The 18246-nt window shown below is 61.0% G+C and carries 17 protein-coding genes and 1 pseudogene; 6 read left to right on the forward strand and 12 right to left on the reverse strand.

The annotated features are described in order from the left end of the window. Positions 1 to 74: 74 nt before the first annotated feature. The 4 genes from AC0L39_RS10015 to AC0L39_RS10030 are packed head-to-tail and all read left to right on the forward strand — an operon-like array spanning position 75 to position 3285. Positions 75 to 800, forward strand: a complete 726-nt coding sequence (locus tag AC0L39_RS10015; protein ID WP_473257562.1) for an SDR family NAD(P)-dependent oxidoreductase — start codon at positions 75 to 77, stop codon at positions 798 to 800. Next, positions 790 to 1704, forward strand: a complete 915-nt coding sequence (locus AC0L39_RS10020; RefSeq protein WP_473257564.1) for an MBL fold metallo-hydrolase — start codon at positions 790 to 792, stop codon at positions 1702 to 1704. Before AC0L39_RS10015 ends, AC0L39_RS10020 begins: the two co-directional genes overlap by 11 nt. Continuing rightward, positions 1701 to 2609, forward strand: a complete 909-nt coding sequence (locus AC0L39_RS10025) for a 50S ribosomal protein L11 methyltransferase (protein ID WP_473257567.1) — start codon at positions 1701 to 1703, stop codon at positions 2607 to 2609. Before AC0L39_RS10020 ends, AC0L39_RS10025 begins: the two co-directional genes overlap by 4 nt. A 10-nt stretch (positions 2610 to 2619) precedes the next feature. Beyond that, a complete protein-coding gene (locus AC0L39_RS10030) occupies positions 2620 to 3285 on the forward strand; it encodes a DUF2459 domain-containing protein (RefSeq protein ID WP_473257569.1) in 666 nt (221 codons plus the stop codon). A 42-nt stretch (positions 3286 to 3327) separates the two neighbouring features. Here AC0L39_RS10030 and AC0L39_RS10035 read toward each other — a convergent pair whose 3' ends face one another. Together AC0L39_RS10035 and AC0L39_RS10040 are read right to left on the reverse strand one after the other, a co-directional pair. Next, the gene (locus tag AC0L39_RS10035; protein ID WP_473257571.1) at positions 3328 to 4509 is read right to left on the reverse strand and encodes an RNA polymerase sigma factor; all 1182 of its coding nucleotides are present in this window, start codon (positions 4507 to 4509) and stop codon (positions 3328 to 3330) included. Next, entirely contained in the window at positions 4506 to 4862 is a 357-nt protein-coding gene (locus AC0L39_RS10040) for a YciI family protein (protein WP_473257573.1), read from the reverse strand. Before AC0L39_RS10040 ends, AC0L39_RS10035 begins: the two co-directional genes overlap by 4 nt. A gap of 158 nt (positions 4863 to 5020) precedes the next feature. Between AC0L39_RS10040 and AC0L39_RS10045 the strand changes: the two genes are divergently transcribed. Beyond that, complete coding sequence (locus AC0L39_RS10045) at positions 5021 to 5692, forward strand: SDR family oxidoreductase (RefSeq protein WP_473257575.1); 672 nt, start codon at positions 5021 to 5023, stop codon at positions 5690 to 5692. Here AC0L39_RS10045 and AC0L39_RS10050 read toward each other — a convergent pair. The 8 genes and pseudogenes from AC0L39_RS10050 to AC0L39_RS10085 all read right to left on the reverse strand — a co-directional run bounded on the left by AC0L39_RS10050 (position 5689) and on the right by AC0L39_RS10085 (position 13197). After that, positions 5689 to 6654, reverse strand: a complete 966-nt coding sequence (locus AC0L39_RS10050) for a serine hydrolase (protein ID WP_473262345.1) — start codon at positions 6652 to 6654, stop codon at positions 5689 to 5691. The two genes, AC0L39_RS10045 and AC0L39_RS10050, sit on opposite strands and share 4 nt — an antisense overlap. 136 nt (positions 6655 to 6790) lie before the next feature. Then, on the reverse strand, positions 6791 to 7360 hold the full coding sequence (locus AC0L39_RS10055) for a CinA family protein (RefSeq protein WP_473257577.1): 570 nt from the start codon (positions 7358 to 7360) through the stop codon (positions 6791 to 6793). Continuing rightward, on the reverse strand, positions 7360 to 9426 hold the full coding sequence (gene ligA, locus AC0L39_RS10060; protein WP_473257579.1) for an NAD-dependent DNA ligase LigA: 2067 nt from the start codon (positions 9424 to 9426) through the stop codon (positions 7360 to 7362). Before ligA ends, AC0L39_RS10055 begins: the two co-directional genes overlap by 1 nt. Positions 9427 to 9435: 9 nt before the next feature. Continuing rightward, positions 9436 to 9843 (reverse strand): GNAT family N-acetyltransferase, encoded by a 408-nt coding sequence (locus AC0L39_RS10065; protein WP_473257580.1) that lies wholly within the window; start codon positions 9841 to 9843, stop codon positions 9436 to 9438. Positions 9844 to 10118: 275 nt separating this feature from the next. Next, positions 10119 to 10250, reverse strand: coding sequence for a hypothetical protein (locus AC0L39_RS10070; RefSeq protein WP_473257582.1), 132 nt, complete (start codon positions 10248 to 10250; stop codon positions 10119 to 10121). A gap of 43 nt (positions 10251 to 10293) precedes the next feature. Continuing rightward, positions 10294 to 10527: a putative quinol monooxygenase gene (locus tag AC0L39_RS10075; protein ID WP_473257584.1), complete on the reverse strand. Its 234-nt coding sequence runs from the start codon at positions 10525 to 10527 to the stop codon at positions 10294 to 10296. A gap of 144 nt (positions 10528 to 10671) precedes the next feature. After that, positions 10672 to 12338 (reverse strand): annotated as a pseudogene (gene recN, locus AC0L39_RS10080) (DNA repair protein RecN). A 64-nt stretch (positions 12339 to 12402) separates the two neighbouring features. Further along, the gene (locus AC0L39_RS10085) at positions 12403 to 13197 is read right to left on the reverse strand and encodes an outer membrane protein assembly factor BamD (protein WP_473257586.1); all 795 of its coding nucleotides are present in this window, start codon (positions 13195 to 13197) and stop codon (positions 12403 to 12405) included. A 195-nt stretch (positions 13198 to 13392) separates the two neighbouring features. Between AC0L39_RS10085 and AC0L39_RS10090 the strand changes: the two genes are divergently transcribed. Further along, positions 13393 to 14235, forward strand: coding sequence for a hypothetical protein (locus AC0L39_RS10090; protein WP_473257587.1), 843 nt, complete (start codon positions 13393 to 13395; stop codon positions 14233 to 14235). A gap of 193 nt (positions 14236 to 14428) precedes the next feature. On the opposite strand, the gene AC0L39_RS10095 is transcribed toward AC0L39_RS10090, so the two are convergent. Together AC0L39_RS10095 and lepA are read right to left on the reverse strand one after the other, a co-directional pair. Then, a complete protein-coding gene (locus tag AC0L39_RS10095; protein WP_473257588.1) occupies positions 14429 to 16123 on the reverse strand; it encodes an AIPR family protein in 1695 nt (564 codons plus the stop codon). Positions 16124 to 16406: 283 nt separating this feature from the next. Continuing rightward, complete coding sequence (gene lepA / locus AC0L39_RS10100) at positions 16407 to 18224, reverse strand: translation elongation factor 4 (protein ID WP_473257590.1); 1818 nt, start codon at positions 18222 to 18224, stop codon at positions 16407 to 16409. Between the last annotated feature and the right edge of the window lie 22 nt (positions 18225 to 18246).

Below are 18246 nucleotides of genomic sequence, written 5' to 3' on the forward strand. Positions count from 1 at the left end.
ACTTAGCGGTCCTGTCGCATGAGGCAAGCCGAGAGCGCTCGACTTCGATTGCAAAGTTTCGGATAGAGCGTTGCATGAGTTTCATTTTAATCACCGGATCGAGCCGCGGGATCGGCGCTGCGGCCAAGGCCGCGCTTGCCGCGCGCGGGATCGACATCGTCGGCCATCAGACCAGCGAAGGTTATCCCGGCAACATCGCAGCAGACTTCACCGATGCGGGCGCAGCGCAGGCCCTGTGGGAGGAGGCGCTCGATCGTTCGGGCGGCGATATCAGCGCCGTCGTCAACAATGCCGGCCTGTTCGACGCGAATCCGCTGGAGCGCTCCGACATAGAATGGCTCGATGCGTGGGAAGACACCGTGCGCATAAACCTGACCGCCGCAGCGCAGCTCAGCCGATTTGCGATCCGCCACTGGCAATCGCGCAGGGCCGATGCGGACGGCGCGCGCGGCAGGCTCGTCCATGTCGCAAGCCGCGCGGCATATCGGGGGGACAGCCCGGCGCACTGGCACTATGCTGCGGCAAAGGGCGGGATGGTCGCCATGCACAAGACCATCGCCCGCGCTTATGCCAGCCAAGGGATCCTGAGCTTCGCGATCACGCCCGGCTTCACCGATACCAGCATGGCGGGCGACTATCTCGACAGCAGGGGCGGCGCGGGTCTGCTCGCTGACATCCCGCTTGGGCGCGTGGCAGAGCCGGAAGAAATCGCGCGTATCATCGAGTTTTGCGCGCTCGACGCCCCGCCCAGCATGACCGGCGCGGTCATCGACGCCAATGGAGCCAGCTTTGTACGGTAGAATTCTTCTCGCGGGCGCACCGCTCTTGCTGGCTGGTTGCGCTGCTGCAACCGGCGCTCACTCGGCAATCACTGCCCTTGAGATTCCGGCAGACCAGCAAGCATTTCTCGACGCGCGCGAGCCATGGGATGAATGGGACAAACCCGCGCCGCCATTCAAAATTCACGCGAACACATACTATGTCGGAACGTGCGGGATTGCCTCGATCTTGATCAGGAATGACGACGAGTATGTCCTCATCGATACCGGCACGGAGAATGGCGCTGAAATTGTCCTTTCAAATCTCCGCGCACTCGGCGTCGCCCCCTCTGACATTGATACGATCAAAATAAGTCACGAGCACTTTGATCATGTTGGCGGAATTGCTCGGATCGAAGCCGAGACGGGCGCGGTAATAGTCAGCTCCGAACCGGCGATTGACGTGTTGTTTTCGGGAACACCAAGCGCAAACGACCCACAGAGCAATTCCGGACATCCGCGATTTACGCCGCCACAAGGGCCGATTGTCACAATCATTCAGAAGAATGCCGCGGTTGTCGGAACCCGGAAAATGAGTCCGATTTTCACGCCGGGGCACTCACCCGGCGCACTCAGTTGGCAATGGCACGATTGTGAAGGCGATAAATGCCATTGGATTGTCTACGCAGACAGCCTGTCACCGGTCAGCGATGACGACTATCGTTTTTCAGACCACCCTGGTTACCTCGCTCAATATCGCGCCGGGCTGGAACGGCTTCGCGAAGTCGATTGCGATATCTTGCTAACCCCTCACCCATCTCACAGCAAAATGCTGGCGCGTATAGAGACAGGCACACTCGTTGCCGGAATGAGCTGCGCCGAATACGCCGATGGCAAAGCGCGCGATCTCGATACGCGGCTCGCCAAAGAGGCCTCAGGCGAATGAGCACCGCTTGGAAACTCACCGCTTTCGCGCCCAAGCGTGTGGTTCAGGCCGCCTTGCTCGCGCATGATGAAATCGAAGAGTGGGACTTTGACCTCGTCATTTCAGGGCGTGAGATTAATGAGGACCGACCGCAAGAATGGGTGCTGGAAGGATGGTATCCGCGCAAACCGGTAGCCGCACAGACAAGAGCGATCGCGCAATTGTTCGAGGGCAAGCCGCCGAAAATCACGTCGGAAAAACTGCCTGACCAAGACTGGCTGACCCTCAGCCAGCAGGGCACGCCTCCGATCCGTGCAGGCCGGTTTCATGTTCACACGCCCGACTTTCCGCCTGCCGAGGGCGCGATCAACTTCGCAATTCCCGCCAGTCAGGCGTTTGGGACGGGACAGCACGAAACCAGTGCCGGTTGCCTCGAAATGCTGGGTGCGATGAAGGGGAGCGGCGCGCATTACCGCGCAATTGCCGATATCGGAACCGGGACCGGATTGCTCGGCTTTGCCGCGATGGCTCTGTGGCCGCAGGCCCAAGTCACCGCCTCCGACATCGACCCGGTTTGCGCCGGGGTGGTCGAGGACAATGCGAGGCTCAATTCGGCCGAGCTGGGCAGCGGGCGCGGCGCGATGACGATGGTGATCGCAGGCGGCATGGACGATCCGCTGATCCAGGCGCGCGGCCCCTATGACCTGCTGATCGCCAATATCCTCGCCGGGCCGCTGGTGGAACTGGCACCTGATTTCGCCGCTTCGGTGTCGCCAAAGGGCAGCGTCCTGCTTGCAGGGCTGCTCGCCGGTGAGCAGGAACACGCCGTTTGCCGCGCCTACAGGCTGGCAGGGTTCCGCCTCTCTGCCCGTCTTGAGCGCGGAGACTGGGCAATCCTATGGTTCCGGCGGCGTCATGTCCGGTAAACGGCCTTGGGTGAGGCGCAGCGCATGGGCGCTTGCCGCCGTGCTCCTCGGCCTCCCCCTGCTCTTTGCGCTCTCCGCCTGGATAGGGTCGTCAGTGCCGCGCAATTCCAATTGGACCGAGGCGGAAGATGGCGTCGAGATCCTGATTGGCGAGAACGGCATCCACACCGAAATCGTGATGCCCGTTACGACCGAGATCATCGACTGGCGCGGGCAATTCGCGCTCGGCGATATTCAATCACCGCTAAAGCCGTACACCCATGTCGCGGTGAGCTGGGGCGAGCGGGCGTTCTTCCTTGAAACACCGACCTGGGCCGATCTCGACCTGGGTACGGCGGCCAATGCCCTTACCGGAGGCGACGGGCTGCTGCATGTTGCATGGTATGTGCGCCCGGCCCCTTCCACTGACTTCCGCCCGCTGCGCATCAGCCGTGAAGAATACCGCGCGCTCACCCGGCAAATCACGGAGCAGCTGGCGCCCGAGCAAAGCCGCGCTATTTATGCAGGCTATAGCCGTCACGATGTGTTTTACGATGCTGTCGGCGTCTATCACCTTGGCAATACCTGCAACCAGTGGACGAGCGACCGGCTTGCTGCGGCGGGCATTCAGACCGGCCTGTGGACCCCGCTACCCGGCGGTGTCATGAAATGGGTTCCAGCTCTGGGTGGAGACTAGATTTCTGCAAGTTCCCTGCGGCGACGTTCGAGCAGCAATCGCTCAGCACGCTGGCGGGCCAAGTGCAAGCGCACGGTCGAAAGCCTCGCGCGCTGCATCGATCTGTCCCGACCGGGCCAGCAGGCTCGCCCGCGCTGCATAATATGGCCGGGCGTTCTGAAGCTTTTGTGTCGGAACCTGCTCCAGCGCATCGAGACCCGCATGCGAACCCTCTACTTCTGCAAGGGCAATCGCGCGGTTGATCTGCACCACCGGCGAGGGCCTCATTGCCAACAGCGCATCGTATAGTTTGACGATGGATACCCAGTCGGTCTCACCGCCATGAGCCCTCCTCGCATGGGTCAGCTGGATCGCGGCCATGATCTGGTACGGACCGGTCCGCCGGATCAAGGCAGCTGCATCGAGCCAGCGGCAAGCGGCCTCAATTGCTGCCATGTCCCACAGCGCCGTGTCCTGCTGCGATAGCGGGATCATCTCGCCCTGCTCTCCCACCCGCGCGCCCTCCCGCGACCGCGCCAGGGCAACAAGAGCCGCAAGGCCGAGCGCTTCAGGTTCTTCGGGCAGCAGTTCTGCGATCATCGACGCAAGACGCGCAATTTCTGCCGAAAGCTCGGGATCGGTCTCTCCAGCCGCATCCTGATAGGCGGCGGTATAGGCCAGTTCGATGGTGAGCAGCACCGCTTCGAGCCGCTCCGGCCAGAATTTGCGCATTGGCAGTTCGAGCGGAATTCCCGCCTCTCTAACCTTCGCCTTGGCCCGTGTGATCCGCTGAAACATTGTCTGCTCGCTGGTCACGAACACCTTCGCAATAGTGCGCACCGGCAGGCCGCAAATCACCTTCAGCGACAGCGCCGCGCGTGTGCCGATTTCGAGCGCGGGGTGGCAGCAGATGAAAATCAGGCGCAGCCGTTCATCCGGGATGGCGTCTGGCATGGCGATTATCTCGGCCATTTCGCGGTTCCCTTCCTCGATTATCGCCAGACTTTGTGCCGCGCGCGCTTCCGCATCCCGCCGCCTGATCGCATCGATCGCCTTGCGCTTGCCTGCGATTATGAGCCACGCGGTGATATTCCGGGGCGGCTCGGCGAGTTCCAGACACGCGCTCACCGCCTCGGCAAATTTCTCCTCGGCCAGATCAAGGTCCCGCAAGTGCGCGGCCAGGGCGGCAATCACCCGTGGCCGCGCATCCATGCAGTCGCGCGCAAGGCCGCAGGCCTCGATCACTCCTCGTCGGGCCAGATCGGGCGCACTTCGACCCCGCCATTGCCCGGGACCGGAATCTTGCGCGCCCATTCAAGAGCGCCGTCGAGATCATCCGCCTCGACGATGTAATACCCGCCCAGTTCCTCATGCGTTTCGGCAAATGGCCCATCATGCAAAACGCTCTTGCCGTCGGTGTATTTCAGCGTGGTCGCTGTGTCCGAACCTTTCAGCCGATTGCCCGACCATTCGCCCCCGCTCGCCATCAGATCCTCGATCAGCTTCATGTGACCGGCAAGCGTCGCCTCCATTCGCGCTGCGCCCGCTTCACCCTCGTAAATGCTCTCATCCTCGTTGATCAGCAGCATATATTGCATCGTCACTCTCCGTCATCTGCCACGCCGACATGGCGAGGCTCCGACATGGTGACGGATGAGGCAAGGCGGATTCGACACGGGCGGTGAAATTTCTTTTGGAACGCGCGGCGCGCCCGCCCTTTGATCGGATGAAACTCCATTATCGAAGGACCAGCACAATGACCAAGACCCTGCTCATCACCGGCGCATCGTCCGGAATAGGCGCTGCAACCGCCAGAGCCGCCGCCGATGCCGGCTGGAACGTCGCATTATGCGCGCGGTCGGGCGGCAAGCTGGAAGTGCTGTCAAAGGAGATCGGCGATGCCGCGCTCGCGATCACCTGCGATGTGACCAAACGCGAGGAAATAGCGGGTGCGCTGGAGCAAACCGCCGATTATTTCGGCGGCGTCGATGCGGTCTATGCCAATGCCGGCATGGGCGCGGAGCAGGCGGGCATTGAAAACGGCGATCCGGAGGAATGGCATGACATGATCCACGTCAACATTCTCGCCGTCCTGTATGCCGCGCACGCCGCTATCCCGCACCTAAAGGAGACCAAGGGGCATTTCGTCGTCACCGGCTCGAAAGCGGGCCGCGATACCTTCAAGGGATCGGTCTATTCGGCGACGAAGTGGTTCGTGCACGGCTTTGGCGAGAACCTGGCAGAGGAAATGCGCGAATGGGGCGGCCGCGCGACCGTGATCGCTCCCGGAATGGTCGACACGGCGTTCTTCGATGAGCCAAAGCCGACCAAGATCCAGCCCGAAGACGTCGCAGGCGCGGTCATCTACGCACTCAGCCAGCCCAAGACCGCCGCAGTGCGCGAAATCTACATCATGCCGAACGACTAGCTTGCAGGATTGGCCTGCGCGGTCGTGGTTCTTTCATGGAACGCTGCGACCGCGCGGGTCACTTCCTGCATCATTTCCATCCGCTCAGACGTCGGCTCGCGCGTTCGGCCAATCATGACAGCAACCGCATATTCGGACCCATCCGGCGCAATAAGCAGGCCGACATCGTTGTATCCCGATTGCTCACCATCGAAGAACTGGCCGGTTCCGGTCTTGTGCTCGATCCTCCAGCCCGCGGGCAAGCCGCCTTTGAGCCGCCGCGGGCCGCTTCGTGTCCTTGACAACACATCGCGCAGGAAGCTGGTCGATGGCTCAGACAGCAGCTCTCCGCGCGCAAGCTTGGCCATTGCGGCGGCGATACCAAGTGCACTTGCGCCGTCGATCGGATCGGCAAGGTAAGCCTCGAACGCATCGCGCCGAAGGTTATCGGGCACGCGGTCGCGCGCTTTGTAGAATTCGTCGCGGTAGGAATAGAGCTGGTTCCAGCGCAGACCTGCAATCGCGCTCTGCTTTGTGCGTTCGTCCGCGCCAAACCGGACCGAGCCGAGCCCAGCATCGTCCAGCCATTGCTGTACAATGTCCGCCCCGCCAATGCGGCGCAGCACGCGGTCGTTGGCCGTGTTGTCACTGCTCGCAAGAGCGCGCTCGATCAGGTCGCCGTAATCGCTTGAAAAGCTGCCGCGTGTGCGGACGAGCGCCCTGAGAGGTTGGTAAAACAGCGTCAGGTCCGCGCGCCTGATCGTGACCGGCTCCGTCAATTCCAGTTCGCCTGAATCCACCTGCGAAAGCGCCGCCATCGCCACCCAAAGCTTGCTCACGCTTTGCTGCGGGAGGGCAACCTCGCCGTTGAAATCGTAAGCGTACCCGGTCTCTACATCTGTCACGGCAATGCCAACCTGACCGGAGAGCGAGCCGCCGATCAGCGCCAGTTCCTGCTCGAAAGCCTGTTCTTGCGCGCTCATCACGCGTACTGGGGCGGCCTCCCCGATCGGAACCGAGACGGTCTGCGGCACGGAGCTCGGCGCGGCCGTGGTAAAGGCGATAGCGACAGCCAAAACCGGTATAAAGATCAATAGGAAGCGGAAAAATGTTGCCATGCTAAAGTAACCGCCGACCGCATAAAGGTTTCCTCGGTTTCGCGGCCAGCACAGCCATCGCAATCACGCTGAGCCCGCGGCGTCCAACGCGTCTTCCAGTGCGTCCAGAGCATTGCGCGTGAAGGCATCCATATTGGCGATGCGGTCGTCGCTTTCGGTTTCGATGAGAGCCCATATTTCCGGCCCCGGTCCTGCGATCGCCGCGACACTGCGGCCCGATGCGACACCCATCGGATGCTTGCTCGATCCGGCTCGATCCGCTCTCCGCTATGCCCCAATCCGCGCCCATCCGGTCCCGGATAGCGCGGGCCTGGAGCATGGCATATTCGTCGGTGACCGAGCGCATGCCTTCATAGGCATCGCGCGGAAGATCGAACAGGACATCACGCGCCTTTAAGGAATAGACGATCCCGCCGCCGACATAGAATTTGAGCGCGCCTGGAACTGTAAGCAGGCACGCCGCGATCAGCCCGCCGGTCGCCCCATCGGCCACCGCGATTTTCTCGCCGCGCGCGCGCAAGGCATCCGCGATGCGGACCGCTTGGGGGTTGAGTTCGCGCAGCAAGTCCATCAGCCCGCTTCCGCCACTATTTTCGCCCAGCCTGCCTCGTCGATTGTCTCGATGCCGAGCTCCTGCGCCTTCTTCAGCTTCGATCCCGCTCCCGGTCCCGCAACCAGCAGGTCCGTCCTGGCGCTCACGGACCCTGCCGCCTTCGCGCCCAGCCTTTCGGCCTGCGCCTTGGCCTCGTCACGGCTCATGGTTTCGAGCTTGCCGGTGAACACCACCGTCTTTCCTGCAACCGGGCTATCGAGCGTTTCGACTTCGTAGCGCGGCGGGTTTACGAGGCTCAAAAGGTCCTCCCAAACCTCGACATTCTTGGGTTCATGAAAAAAGTCGCCAAGCGCCTCGACCACGCTCGGCCCGATACCGTCTATGCTGGTGAGCTCGCTCGCCGCATCTTCATCGCCTTCCCGCGCCTTTTCAGCCACTTCGCGCAGTTTCGGCAGCTCGTGGAGATGCTTCATCAGGTCGCGCGCCGTCACTTCGCCAACATGACGGATGCCGAGGCCGAACAGCAGCCGCGCGGCGTCTGGTTCATGGTTACTATCCACAGCGGCCAACAGGTTATCCACAGACCGCTCCTGCCAGCCTTCGAGCGCGAGAATGTCCTCGCGGCGCTCTTTCAGGCGGAAGATATCTGCCGGGCTTTCAAGCCATCCCAGCGCAAAGAACTGGGCGATGGTCTTGGACCCGAAGCCGTCAATGTCGAGCGCCTTGCGACTGACGAAATGTTCAAGCCTTTGAGTGCGTTGTGCGGGACAGAAGAGACCGCCCGTGCAGCGCACATCGACCTCGCCTTCTTCCGAAACCGCCTCGCTGCCGCATTCGGGGCAAGCACTGGGAAAGACGAAGGGTTCGCGCTCCACTTCCCGCGTAAGGTTATCCACAACCTGTGGAATGACGTCGCCCGCGCGCTGGACGACGATGCGGTCGCCGGGCCGCACGCCAAGCCGCTCGATCTCGTCGCGATTGTGCAGGGTCACGTTGGTGACGGTCACCCCGCCCACCAGTACCGGAGCAAGCCTGCCGACCGGCGTCAGCTTGCCGGTTCGCCCAACCTGTATGTCGATAGCTTCAAGCGTCGTCTCGGCGCGTTCTGCCGGGAATTTGTGCGCGAGCGCCCAGCGCGGGGCCTTCGCGACAAAGCCGAGCCGCTGCTGGTAATCGAGCCGGTCGACCTTGTAGACCACGCCGTCGATCTCGTAGCCGAGGTCGGGTCGCTGCCGCCCTATTTCTTCGTAATGCGCGATCATCGCATCGACGCTGTCGGTGACGGTGAGGAAAGGTGATAGCGGGAAGCCCCAAGCTTCGATCATGCGCATCATCTCATGCTGCGCCTTGCATGGGACATTCGAAGCCGCGCCCCAGCCATAGGCCCAGAACTTGAGCGGGCGCTGCGCCGTAACGCTCGCATCTTTCTGGCGCAGCGATCCGGCAGCGGCATTGCGCGGATTGGCGAACAGCTTGCCGCCCGCCTCTTCCTGCGCGGCGTTGAGCGCGGCAAAATCAGCCTTCGACATATAGACTTCGCCGCGCACCTCGAAGACCTCGGGCACACCGGCAGGCAGCTGCTGCGGAATGTCGGCAATATGCGCGGCATTGGGCGTCACATCCTCGCCCACCTGCCCATCTCCGCGCGTCGCGGCGCGGACAAGCTTGCCACTCTCGTAACGCAGCGAGCAGGACAGCCCGTCGATCTTGTCCTCGGCGGTGATTGCGACCGGATCGCTTTCCTCCAGGCTGAGGAAGCGGCGGATGCGCTGCGTCCACTCCTCCACCTCCTCGCGGTTGAAGGCGTTGTCGAGGCTCATCATACGAACCTCGTGCGCGACCTTCGACAGCGGCGAAGCGGCAACCGCGTGCCCGACCTTCATGGACACCGAATCCTCGCGGATCAGATGCGGGAACGCCTCCTCAAGCTCGGCATTGCGGCGGACCAGCGCGTCATATTCCGGATCGGAAATCTCTGGCGAATCTTCGGCATGATAGAGCCGGTCATGCTTGGCGATCGCCTTGGCAAGGCGCATCAATTCGTTCGCGGCTTCGGCTTCGGTGAGGTTAAGAGTATCGCTCATCTTTTGCCCTTAAGCCGCAGTCAGCACTGTGACCACAAGATTTCTGGACACCGCGAAACCAAGGCTTTCGTAGAGGCCTATCGCGGCTCCATTGTCGGCGTAGGAGTGGAGGAACGGCGTATCGCCTCTGGCGCGCTGGGCGGCCATCACGTGCGCAATCAAACGCCTCGCCATGCCCCGCCCCCGGTATTCGGGCCAAGTGCAAACACCGCTCACTTCGGCGAAACCGTCAGCGGGTCGCATCCGTTCACCCGCCATGGCCGCAAGGCTTTCGCAGTCGCGGATACCGAAAAACTGACCATATCGATGCGTCCGCTCGGCCCAGGGACCCGGTTTCGTAGCGAGCGCAAGTTCGGTCATTTCCGGCACGTCTTCGTCTGAGAGCGGAACGATGGTGTCATCTGCTCGCCTTTCCAAGCCATCACCTGCGGCAACCATTTGTACCAAGCGGGCCGTCCTTGCGATTTTCGTGCCTGAAGGTGCCGGCCATTCGCCGGGTTCGACAAGCCATATTGCATCGGCTTGCCGGACAATTCTCGCCAGATCCGATTGTGCAGTCTCGCTCTGGTCTTGCGCAGCCGCAAAAGGTCCATAGCGCGGATCGATCCGCACGGCACTTCCGGTGGCCTGGGCCAAATGCGATTGCGGTCCATTCAGCATGGACCAGACGGGGCGTTGCAGCGAGGCGTCGCTCACACTCCCTCCAGCAGCCGGTCCGCCTGCGCCCTTGCCTCCGGCGTGACGTCCGCACTCGAAGGGTTCCGCGCGAGCTCTTCGTGCCGTCCGGATTTAGCCAGCAGCGCGTTGCCGATCTGCATTTTCATTTCGACTGAAGCCTTGCTTGCAACACCTGCCCGATAGCGATCGTCACCCCCGCACAACAGGCTTCGTTTCCACCCTTGTGCCAAACCCGGCGATGTGTGCGCGCGCTTTGCCGATTGCGGCTTGGACTGATGGGAGTTGCAGGCTGTTGGCATGGTCGGTCTTGGTCTGCCAGACCTCGGTGATCCAAATCGAGTTCTCGTCCGCCAGATCCTCACCGATCATATAGGCGATGTTCCCGGGCATATCCTTCGTCCCTTCCAGCAACGCCGCGATCACTTCTTCGCGCTTGCCGTACCGCAGTCTTCATCTGCGCGATCAGTCCGTATGCTTCTTCCATCTTCTCAATCCTTCCGAGCCCCGATGTTGCGCAACCCGCCAGTAATGAGACCGCAGCAAATCCCACGAATTCGCGTCTATCCACTACACCCGCTCCAGCAACCGATCCGCCTGTGCGCGCGCTTCCGGCGTAACTTCCGCACCCGAAAGCATCCGCGCAATCTCTTCCTGCCGTCCGGAATCGTCAAGCAAGACCACGCTGGTTTTGGTCACCGTCCCGCTCGACGCTTTCGCGATCAGGTAGTGCGTGACCCCGCGCGCCGCGACTTGCGGGCTGTGCGTGACTGCCAGCAACTGCCCTTCATCCGCTGCGAGCCGTGCGAGGCGCTCGCCGATGGCCGAGGCTACCGCACCGCCGACACCGCGATCGATCTCGTCAAAGATGATGGTCGCCGCGCCGCCTTTTTCCGCAAGCGCAACCTTGAGCGCGAGGATGAAGCGCGACAGCTCGCCGCCCGATGCGATCTTGGCGAGGGGCGCGAAGTCTGCACCCGGATTGGTCGCGATCAGGAACTCGCATGCATCCATGCCGTGTGCGCCCCACTTGTCCTCTGGCAGGGTGCCGATGGAGGTGAGAAACCGGGCAGCATCAAGCTTCAACGGAGCCAGTTCTGCGGCGACCGCCTTGTCGAGCTTTTTGGCCGCCTTGATCCGCGCGTCGTGCGCTTTCTCACCGCCTTCATGTAGGCTTCGCGCGCCTCTTTCGCCGCGGCTTCAAGCGCATCGAGCTGCGCCTCCCCGCCTTCGATTGCGTCCAGTTTCGAGCGCATCTCGCGCATCAGATCCGGCAAGTGATCGACCTCGCAGCGGTGCTTGCGGGCAAGCGCGCGCAGTTCGAACAGCCGCGTTTCCGCCTGATCAAGCGCCTCGGGATCGTGCACGAGCGCCTGCGCTGCGGCCTCCAGCTTGTCCTCCGCTTCGCCTGCCTCGATCACCGCGCGGTCGAGCGCTGCCAAAGCATCGACCAGCATCGGGTGTTGCTCTGCGATCCGGTCGAGCCTGCGCGCCGCCACCCGGAGCGAGGCGAGCGGGGAATCCGATCCGTCCCAGATGTGGCGGAGTTCTTCGAGCTCGCCCGAAAGCTTTTCGGCCTTCTGCATATCGGTGCGCGCCGAAGCGAGGCGCACTTCCTCACCCGCCTGCGGTTCGAGCGCGGTCAGCTCCGCGAGATGCGCGATCAGCAAGTCCTGGTCGGCCTTGGCCTGTTCGACATCGGAGCGCGCTTCGGCCAGCTGTGCCTCGGTCTTCGCCCAGCGCGCCCAATGCCGCGCCAGTCCCGGGAGGTCCGTTCCGGCATACCGGTCCAGCAGCGCCCGGTGTCCGCGCGGGTTCACAAGACCGCGATCATCGTGCTGGCCATGCAACTCCACCAGCGCGGGCGCGAGGATGCGGAGCAGGGCCACGCTGGTGGGCTGATCGTTGATAAAGGCTTTCGACCCGCCATCGGCCTTGACTTGCCGGCGGATCAGCAGCGGCTCTCCGGGTTCGAGCTCGATATCGGCATCGTCCAGCGCCTCGGCCATGGCGTCGGGTAGGTTGGCGAATTCAAAGCTCGCGGTGACGCTGGCCTTCTCTTCGCCCGCGCGCACCAGCGCCGTTTCCGCGCGGTCGCCCAGCACGAGGCCCAGAGCGTCCAGCAGGATCGACTTGCCCGCCCCCGTCTCACCCGTCAGCACGCCGAGACCGCGCCCGAAATCGAGATCGAGCGCTTCGATGAGAACGATGTTTCGGATCGAGAGCCGGGTTAGCATTACGCCGCAGCTTTAACCCAAGTCCGCAGGCTCGTCACCCGAGGCGCGGGGTAATCCCCACAGGTCAGCTGGGCTGGACGTCGCTCGCATGGTCTCCGACCAGCTCGAAGGCTTTCTCGTACCACTCGCTGCCCGGATAGTTCGCGCCCAGCACCGCGGCGTACTTCACCGCTTCCTGTCGCAGACCAACCGCAAGGCTGCTTTCGGTGAGGCGGTACAGCGCCTCGGGCGTGTGGCTGGTGGTGTCGAAGTTCTCGACCACGTTGCGGAACCGGATCGCCGATGCGAGCCACTGGCCCGAACGCTGGTAGAACCGCCCGATCTCCATCTCCTTGCCCGCAAGGTGATCGTCGACCAGGTCCAGTTTCAGCCGCGCATCGGCGGCATATTCGGTTTGCGGGAAGCGCCGGTTCACCTCGCGCAAGGCCGTCTTCGCCTGCTCGGTGATCTTCTGGTCGCGGTTCACATCGCTGATCTGCTCGTAATAGCTCAGCGCGATCAGGTAATACGCATAGGGCGCATCCTTGTTACCCGGGTGGATCGAGAGGAACCGCTGCGCGTTCTGGATCGCCTTGTTGTAATCGCGCGCGATGTAATAGCTGAACGCGCTCATCAGCTGCGCCCGCCGCGCCCAGGGCGAGTACGGGTGCTGCCGCTCCACCTCGTCGAACAGCGCCGCCGCCAGCAGCGTGTTGCCCCGGTCGAGCCGCCGCTGCGCCTCTCCGTAAAGCGATTCGACGTCCCGCGCGACGTACGCCACGTCCTCATCGGCAGAGCCGCCCGCGCAGGCGGTGGTGGCGGCAATGGTAGCGCCCAGCAGGGCAGCGCGAAGCATCGATGTGCGGATGGTGCGTGTCATGAGGCGCGGTATAGCCAGCACGGCCCTGAACGCCAAGTGAAGTTGAACGCGTTTTCCTACTTCGCGATTTTGTGCTTCCCAACGATCCGTTGCGCGGCAATCGCAAGGCCCCCGTCCGCAGGTCCGTCATGGCCGAGGGAGGCGCGGACCGCCAAAGGCCAAAACACCCGCCCGATGCCGTGCGGAAAGGATACCATGACCCGTAGAACAGACCCCCGCACCCAGCGCCTGCCCGTCAAATACGGCGATCTCCCCGATTTCACCCCCGTCCCCAGTCAGACCAACCGATCCGACGGCTGGACCCCGCAGCGCCAGCACGACTTCATCGAAGCGCTCGCCGACACCGGCAGCGTCGAGGCGGCCTGCAAACACGTCGATATGAGCACCGCCGGCGCCTACCGCATCCGCCGCCTGCCCGAGGGCGAAAGCTTTGCCAGGGCGTGGGAAGCCGCGCTCGATCTGGGCGCGCGACGGCTCGAGGATGTCGCAATGGATCGCGCCTTGAACGGCGTGGAGGAACCCTTTTACGCCTATGGCAACGTTGTCGGCACGCGAAAGCGCTATAACGACCGCCTGCTCATGTTCATGCTGAGGAACCGCGCACCCGAACGCTTTGGCAATTCGGTGTCGAAAGGCGGCGGTTCGCTGAAGGGCCTCAACGCCATCGGCAAGATGGAAAAACGGCGGCTCAAGAAGAAATGGCGCAAGGAATGGGAGGCCGAGCGCGAGGCCGCCCTCCCCAGCCTTGAAGAAACCCGCGCCGGGATCGACCGAAAAGTGGAAGGCCTCCGGATCGAGCTCGAGCACCGCCGCCAGCGCGAATGGGAAACGCTGTCCGAGGACACGCGCGAGGCTTGGCAGCACTACGAAGCGCTAAAGGCGCGCGACATGGAACGGCTCTCCGCCGAGGAGGACGCCCGGCGGAAGACGCCCTCGGGCCCAAGGGAAACGATCAACGCCATCCCGCCGCCGGAGAAGGTCGTGGAGCCGAAGGTGCGGAAGACGATCCACAAGCTTACGGATGAGAGTTGGGAGTGAGTGCCCGCAGGCGGGGCGCCGCCCCTACGCGCCCAGAGCGGGAGTTTGCGAAGCGAGCGACAGGGTAGAAGCTAGAGGCTGTAACTCCGGCGATCAGTTTGAAAAGCCGAGTCCATTTGACGAAGCCCAATATTTTAAAGACGGTTTGAGCGAGCAAAAATTAGATCGGCGAGTGAAGCCAAGTGTCGTGCGATCAAGACTTGTCGTCGAGCATTCCATCTAATTGCTCAGAGATTGGAACAGCCTTTTTTCTCGCAACATCCTTTTTGTACTGAGCTAAAATTCGAGCCTCGACGGCTCTGCACCATTTGGCACTCTTAAGATTAGTCTTGTAATCAAAAACCTCTTCGTCGTCCGCAGCAATTTCAGCGTTCAGATCATTTGCTGCTGCGACTGCAAGCCCCGCAAACGTGCTTACGAAAGCCTCGAGGTTACCACCCTCGACTACTCGATCGAGATTAGCAATTACTTTTCCACCCAATGGATCGGAGCGAATAATCGAGGCGACAGTATATGCAATGAAGTACCGAGTTAAGGTGTAGTGCGAGAAAGGTTTGTTTTCTAGCTCATCAAGTGCAGGAATGATCGAATTGAAGCACTCCCAAAGTGCCAAGACCCTAGCACCTGTGACATTTGGCCGCCCGAAAATGTCTGAGTGCAACTCATCCATAATCTTATACTTTTGGTGACAACTCCACGGTTGCTCAAGATCGACGGCCAAAAGGACCAAGCCGGCCTTTTCGTTGGAAATTATCTGCTTGCCTTTGTTATTCTCGCCTTGTTTGATCTCATAGGCGACTTTTCCGCCTGAAACTTCGTAAACTTCGACTTTCAAGCGCTGCTGAAGGTTATGGTTCGACTTTAGATCACGCGCCTTGATCGCGTTTTGATTGTTGCTGTTGCGCGTTATTTTTTGAGACAATGCGACGTCGCCTTTGACCTCAATTAGCTTCACTAGAATTTTCAGATCATCAGAAAGCTTAGATCTCTCAGCGAGCAGCGACGTTAGGCTCTGCGCTCCATTAACAACGACATAGTCCTTGATGTGAATCTTTTCGTCGTTTTCGTCTGTAATTTCTGAGCAAAGAACGTTTATGCCGTTGTGGTAAAGAGGAAAATTAGCGTGTTCTGCCTTGCTGCGCACGCTTTCGCGAAGGCTCTTATTGACTTTGGTGTTGCCCAAAGAAAGCCGTACATTTTGCTCAAATAGCTTACCGTCAGAAATGCCCGACATTTTGACAATGTTCAATGCAGGAGCGAGAAATATTCGCGCGGTAGCGCCTCCAGCGTCATAGTCGATTACGTCGCTATCCGAGACATCGAACCAGTATTCTTCTTCGACGCCACCGTCGACTTCAAGATCGATATATTCGGAAGCTATCCGCTCCGCATCGTATAGTTCGATCGAATCAACCTTATTCAGAAACGAAAGTGCATCGTCGTTAGCTGGAACGTTGGTGAGGAACACCCCTCTAATCTCGAATCCAACGTCAACGTTCTTGGCAATTGCATTTCGAATTAGTGCCTGCTTGAGTCTCTCGTTTTGTGTTTCTTCGATGAGCTGTCCAATCTTCTCACCAGAAGAGAACTGCTCCAGAGTCCCAACGAACTCTTTCAAGTCAGTATCGCCAAGAGTCGCATTCGCATTGGTCTTGGTCTTAGCTTGGACAATATAGATCGTTTCGCCAACGTCGTCAGAAAAAATGGCATCTACGCCTTTGTCGTGTTTCGCATCGACTGCAGCGTCATCTGCCTGAAACTCATCTAAGCGAAGCATATGTTCGAGAAACCACCTAAGAAAGCGGCCTGAAAAATCAGAAGCGCGATGTTCGTAGTGTTTCAAGTGCCCTGACGACAAAGCGATATGATGTAGATCGTTCAATTCCATTTCAGCTTCCCTTTTGCCATCCACTCCTATCAGGGCAAAATAAGAAAGAAATATGTTAATTTGTCGAATAACTATTTTTAGCTGAAAGAAATCAGTTCTAGTTCCGAAATAGTCCGTTACACCGCAAGGTACGCCACACGCCGTTCCGCGATTGCTGGCGCAATCGCTCCATGCGCCGCGTGACGTGAGACGGGTTCCGCATTGCGGACCCGCTGGCCGGAATTACAGCCTCTAGCTTCCAAGCCTCCGGTCGCTTCGCGATCCTCGGCTTAGGCGCGGGGCTTCATTCCTCCCCCATCCGCAGCGCAGCGATAAACGCCTCCTGCGGGATACTCACGTTCCCGTACTCGCGCATCTTCGCTTTCCCCTTCTTCTGCTTTTCCAGCAGTTTCTTCTTCCGGGAAATATCGCCGCCATAGCATTTGGCGGTAACGTCCTTGCGCATCGCGGCGATTGTTTCGCGGGCGATGATCTTGCCGCCGATTGCGGCTTGCACGGGGATCTTGAACAGGTGGCGCGGGATCAGGTCTTTTAGCCGTTCGCACATGCCGCGTCCGCGCTCTTCCGCTACGCCTGCGTGGACGATCAGCGACAGCGCGTCGACCGGCTCTGCGTTGACGAGGATGTTCATCTTCACAAGGTCGCCTTCGCGCAGGCCGATCTGTTCGTAATCGAAGCTGGCATAGCCCCGGCTGATGCTTTTCAGGCGGTCGTAGAAATCGAACACGACCTCATTCAGCGGCAGCTCGTATGTAACCTGCGCGCGTCCGCCGACATAGGTGAGGTCGGTCTGGATGCCGCGCCGGTCCTGGCACAGCTTCAGGATCGAGCCGAGATATTCGTCGGGGGTGTAGATCACCGCCTTGATCCACGGTTCCTCTATCATGTCGATGCGGTTGATGTCGGGCCAGTCGGACGGGTTGTGGAGCATGATCTCCTTTGCATCCTCGGTCTTCGACTTGCTGAGTTGCAGGCGGTAGACGACCGAAGGCGCGGTGGTGATCAGGTCGAGGTCGTATTCGCGGCTGAGGCGCTCCTGAATGATCTCGAGGTGCAGCAGGCCGAGGAACCCGCAGCGAAAGCCGAAGCCCAACGCGGCGGAGGATTCCATCTCGAAGCTGAAGCTGGCATCGTTGAGGCGCAGTTTGCCGATGCTTTCGCGCAGCTTCTCGAAATCTGCCGCGTCGACCGGGAACAGTCCGCAGAACACCACCGGCTGCACTTCCTTGTAGCCGGGCAGCGCTTCGGTCGCGCCGTTCTTTACGGTCGTGATCGTGTCACCGACGCGGGCCTGTTCGACCTCCTTGATCTGCGCGGTGATGAAGCCGATCTCGCCGGGGCCGAGTTCGGTCAGGTCCACGCGCTTGGGCGTGAAGCAGCCGACGCGGTCGACAAGGTGCTGCGCGCCGCCCTGCATGAACTTGATGTTCTGGCCCTTGCCCAGCACGCCCTCGATCACGCGGACGAGGATCACGACCCCGAGATAAGGGTCGTACCAGCTGTCCACGAGAGAGGCCTTGAGCGGCTTGTCGCGCTCGCCCTTCGGCGGGGGGATTTTCCTGACGACCGCTTCGAGCACGTCCTCGATGCCGATGCCGGTCTTGGCGGAGGTCATCACGGCCTCTGAGGCGTCGAGGCCGATGACCTCCTCGATCTCGTCCTGCACGCGCTCGGGTTCGGCGGCGGGAAGGTCGACCTTGTTGATGACGGGGACGATTTCGTGGTCGTGCTCGATCGACTGGTAGACATTGGCGAGCGTCTGCGCCTCGACGCCCTGCGCAGCGTCTACGACCAGCAGCGCGCCTTCACATGCGGCGAGGCTGCGCGAGACTTCGTAGGCGAAATCGACGTGGCCGGGTGTGTCCATGAGGTTGAGCTGGTAGGTCTCGCCGTCCTTGGCCGTGTAGTTGAGCCGGACGGTCTGCGCCTTGATAGTGATGCCGCGCTCACGTTCGATGTCCATGTTGTCGAGCACCTGCTCGGACATCTCGCGCGCGGTCAGGCCGCCAGTGAACTGGATCAGCCGGTCGGCGAGCGTGGATTTGCCGTGATCGATGTGCGCAATAATGCTGAAATTGCGAATTTTGGAGAGGTCAGTCATTTGACCGCGCATTTAGCGGGCC

Source organism: Erythrobacter sp. K21-9, from assembly GCF_055808355.1.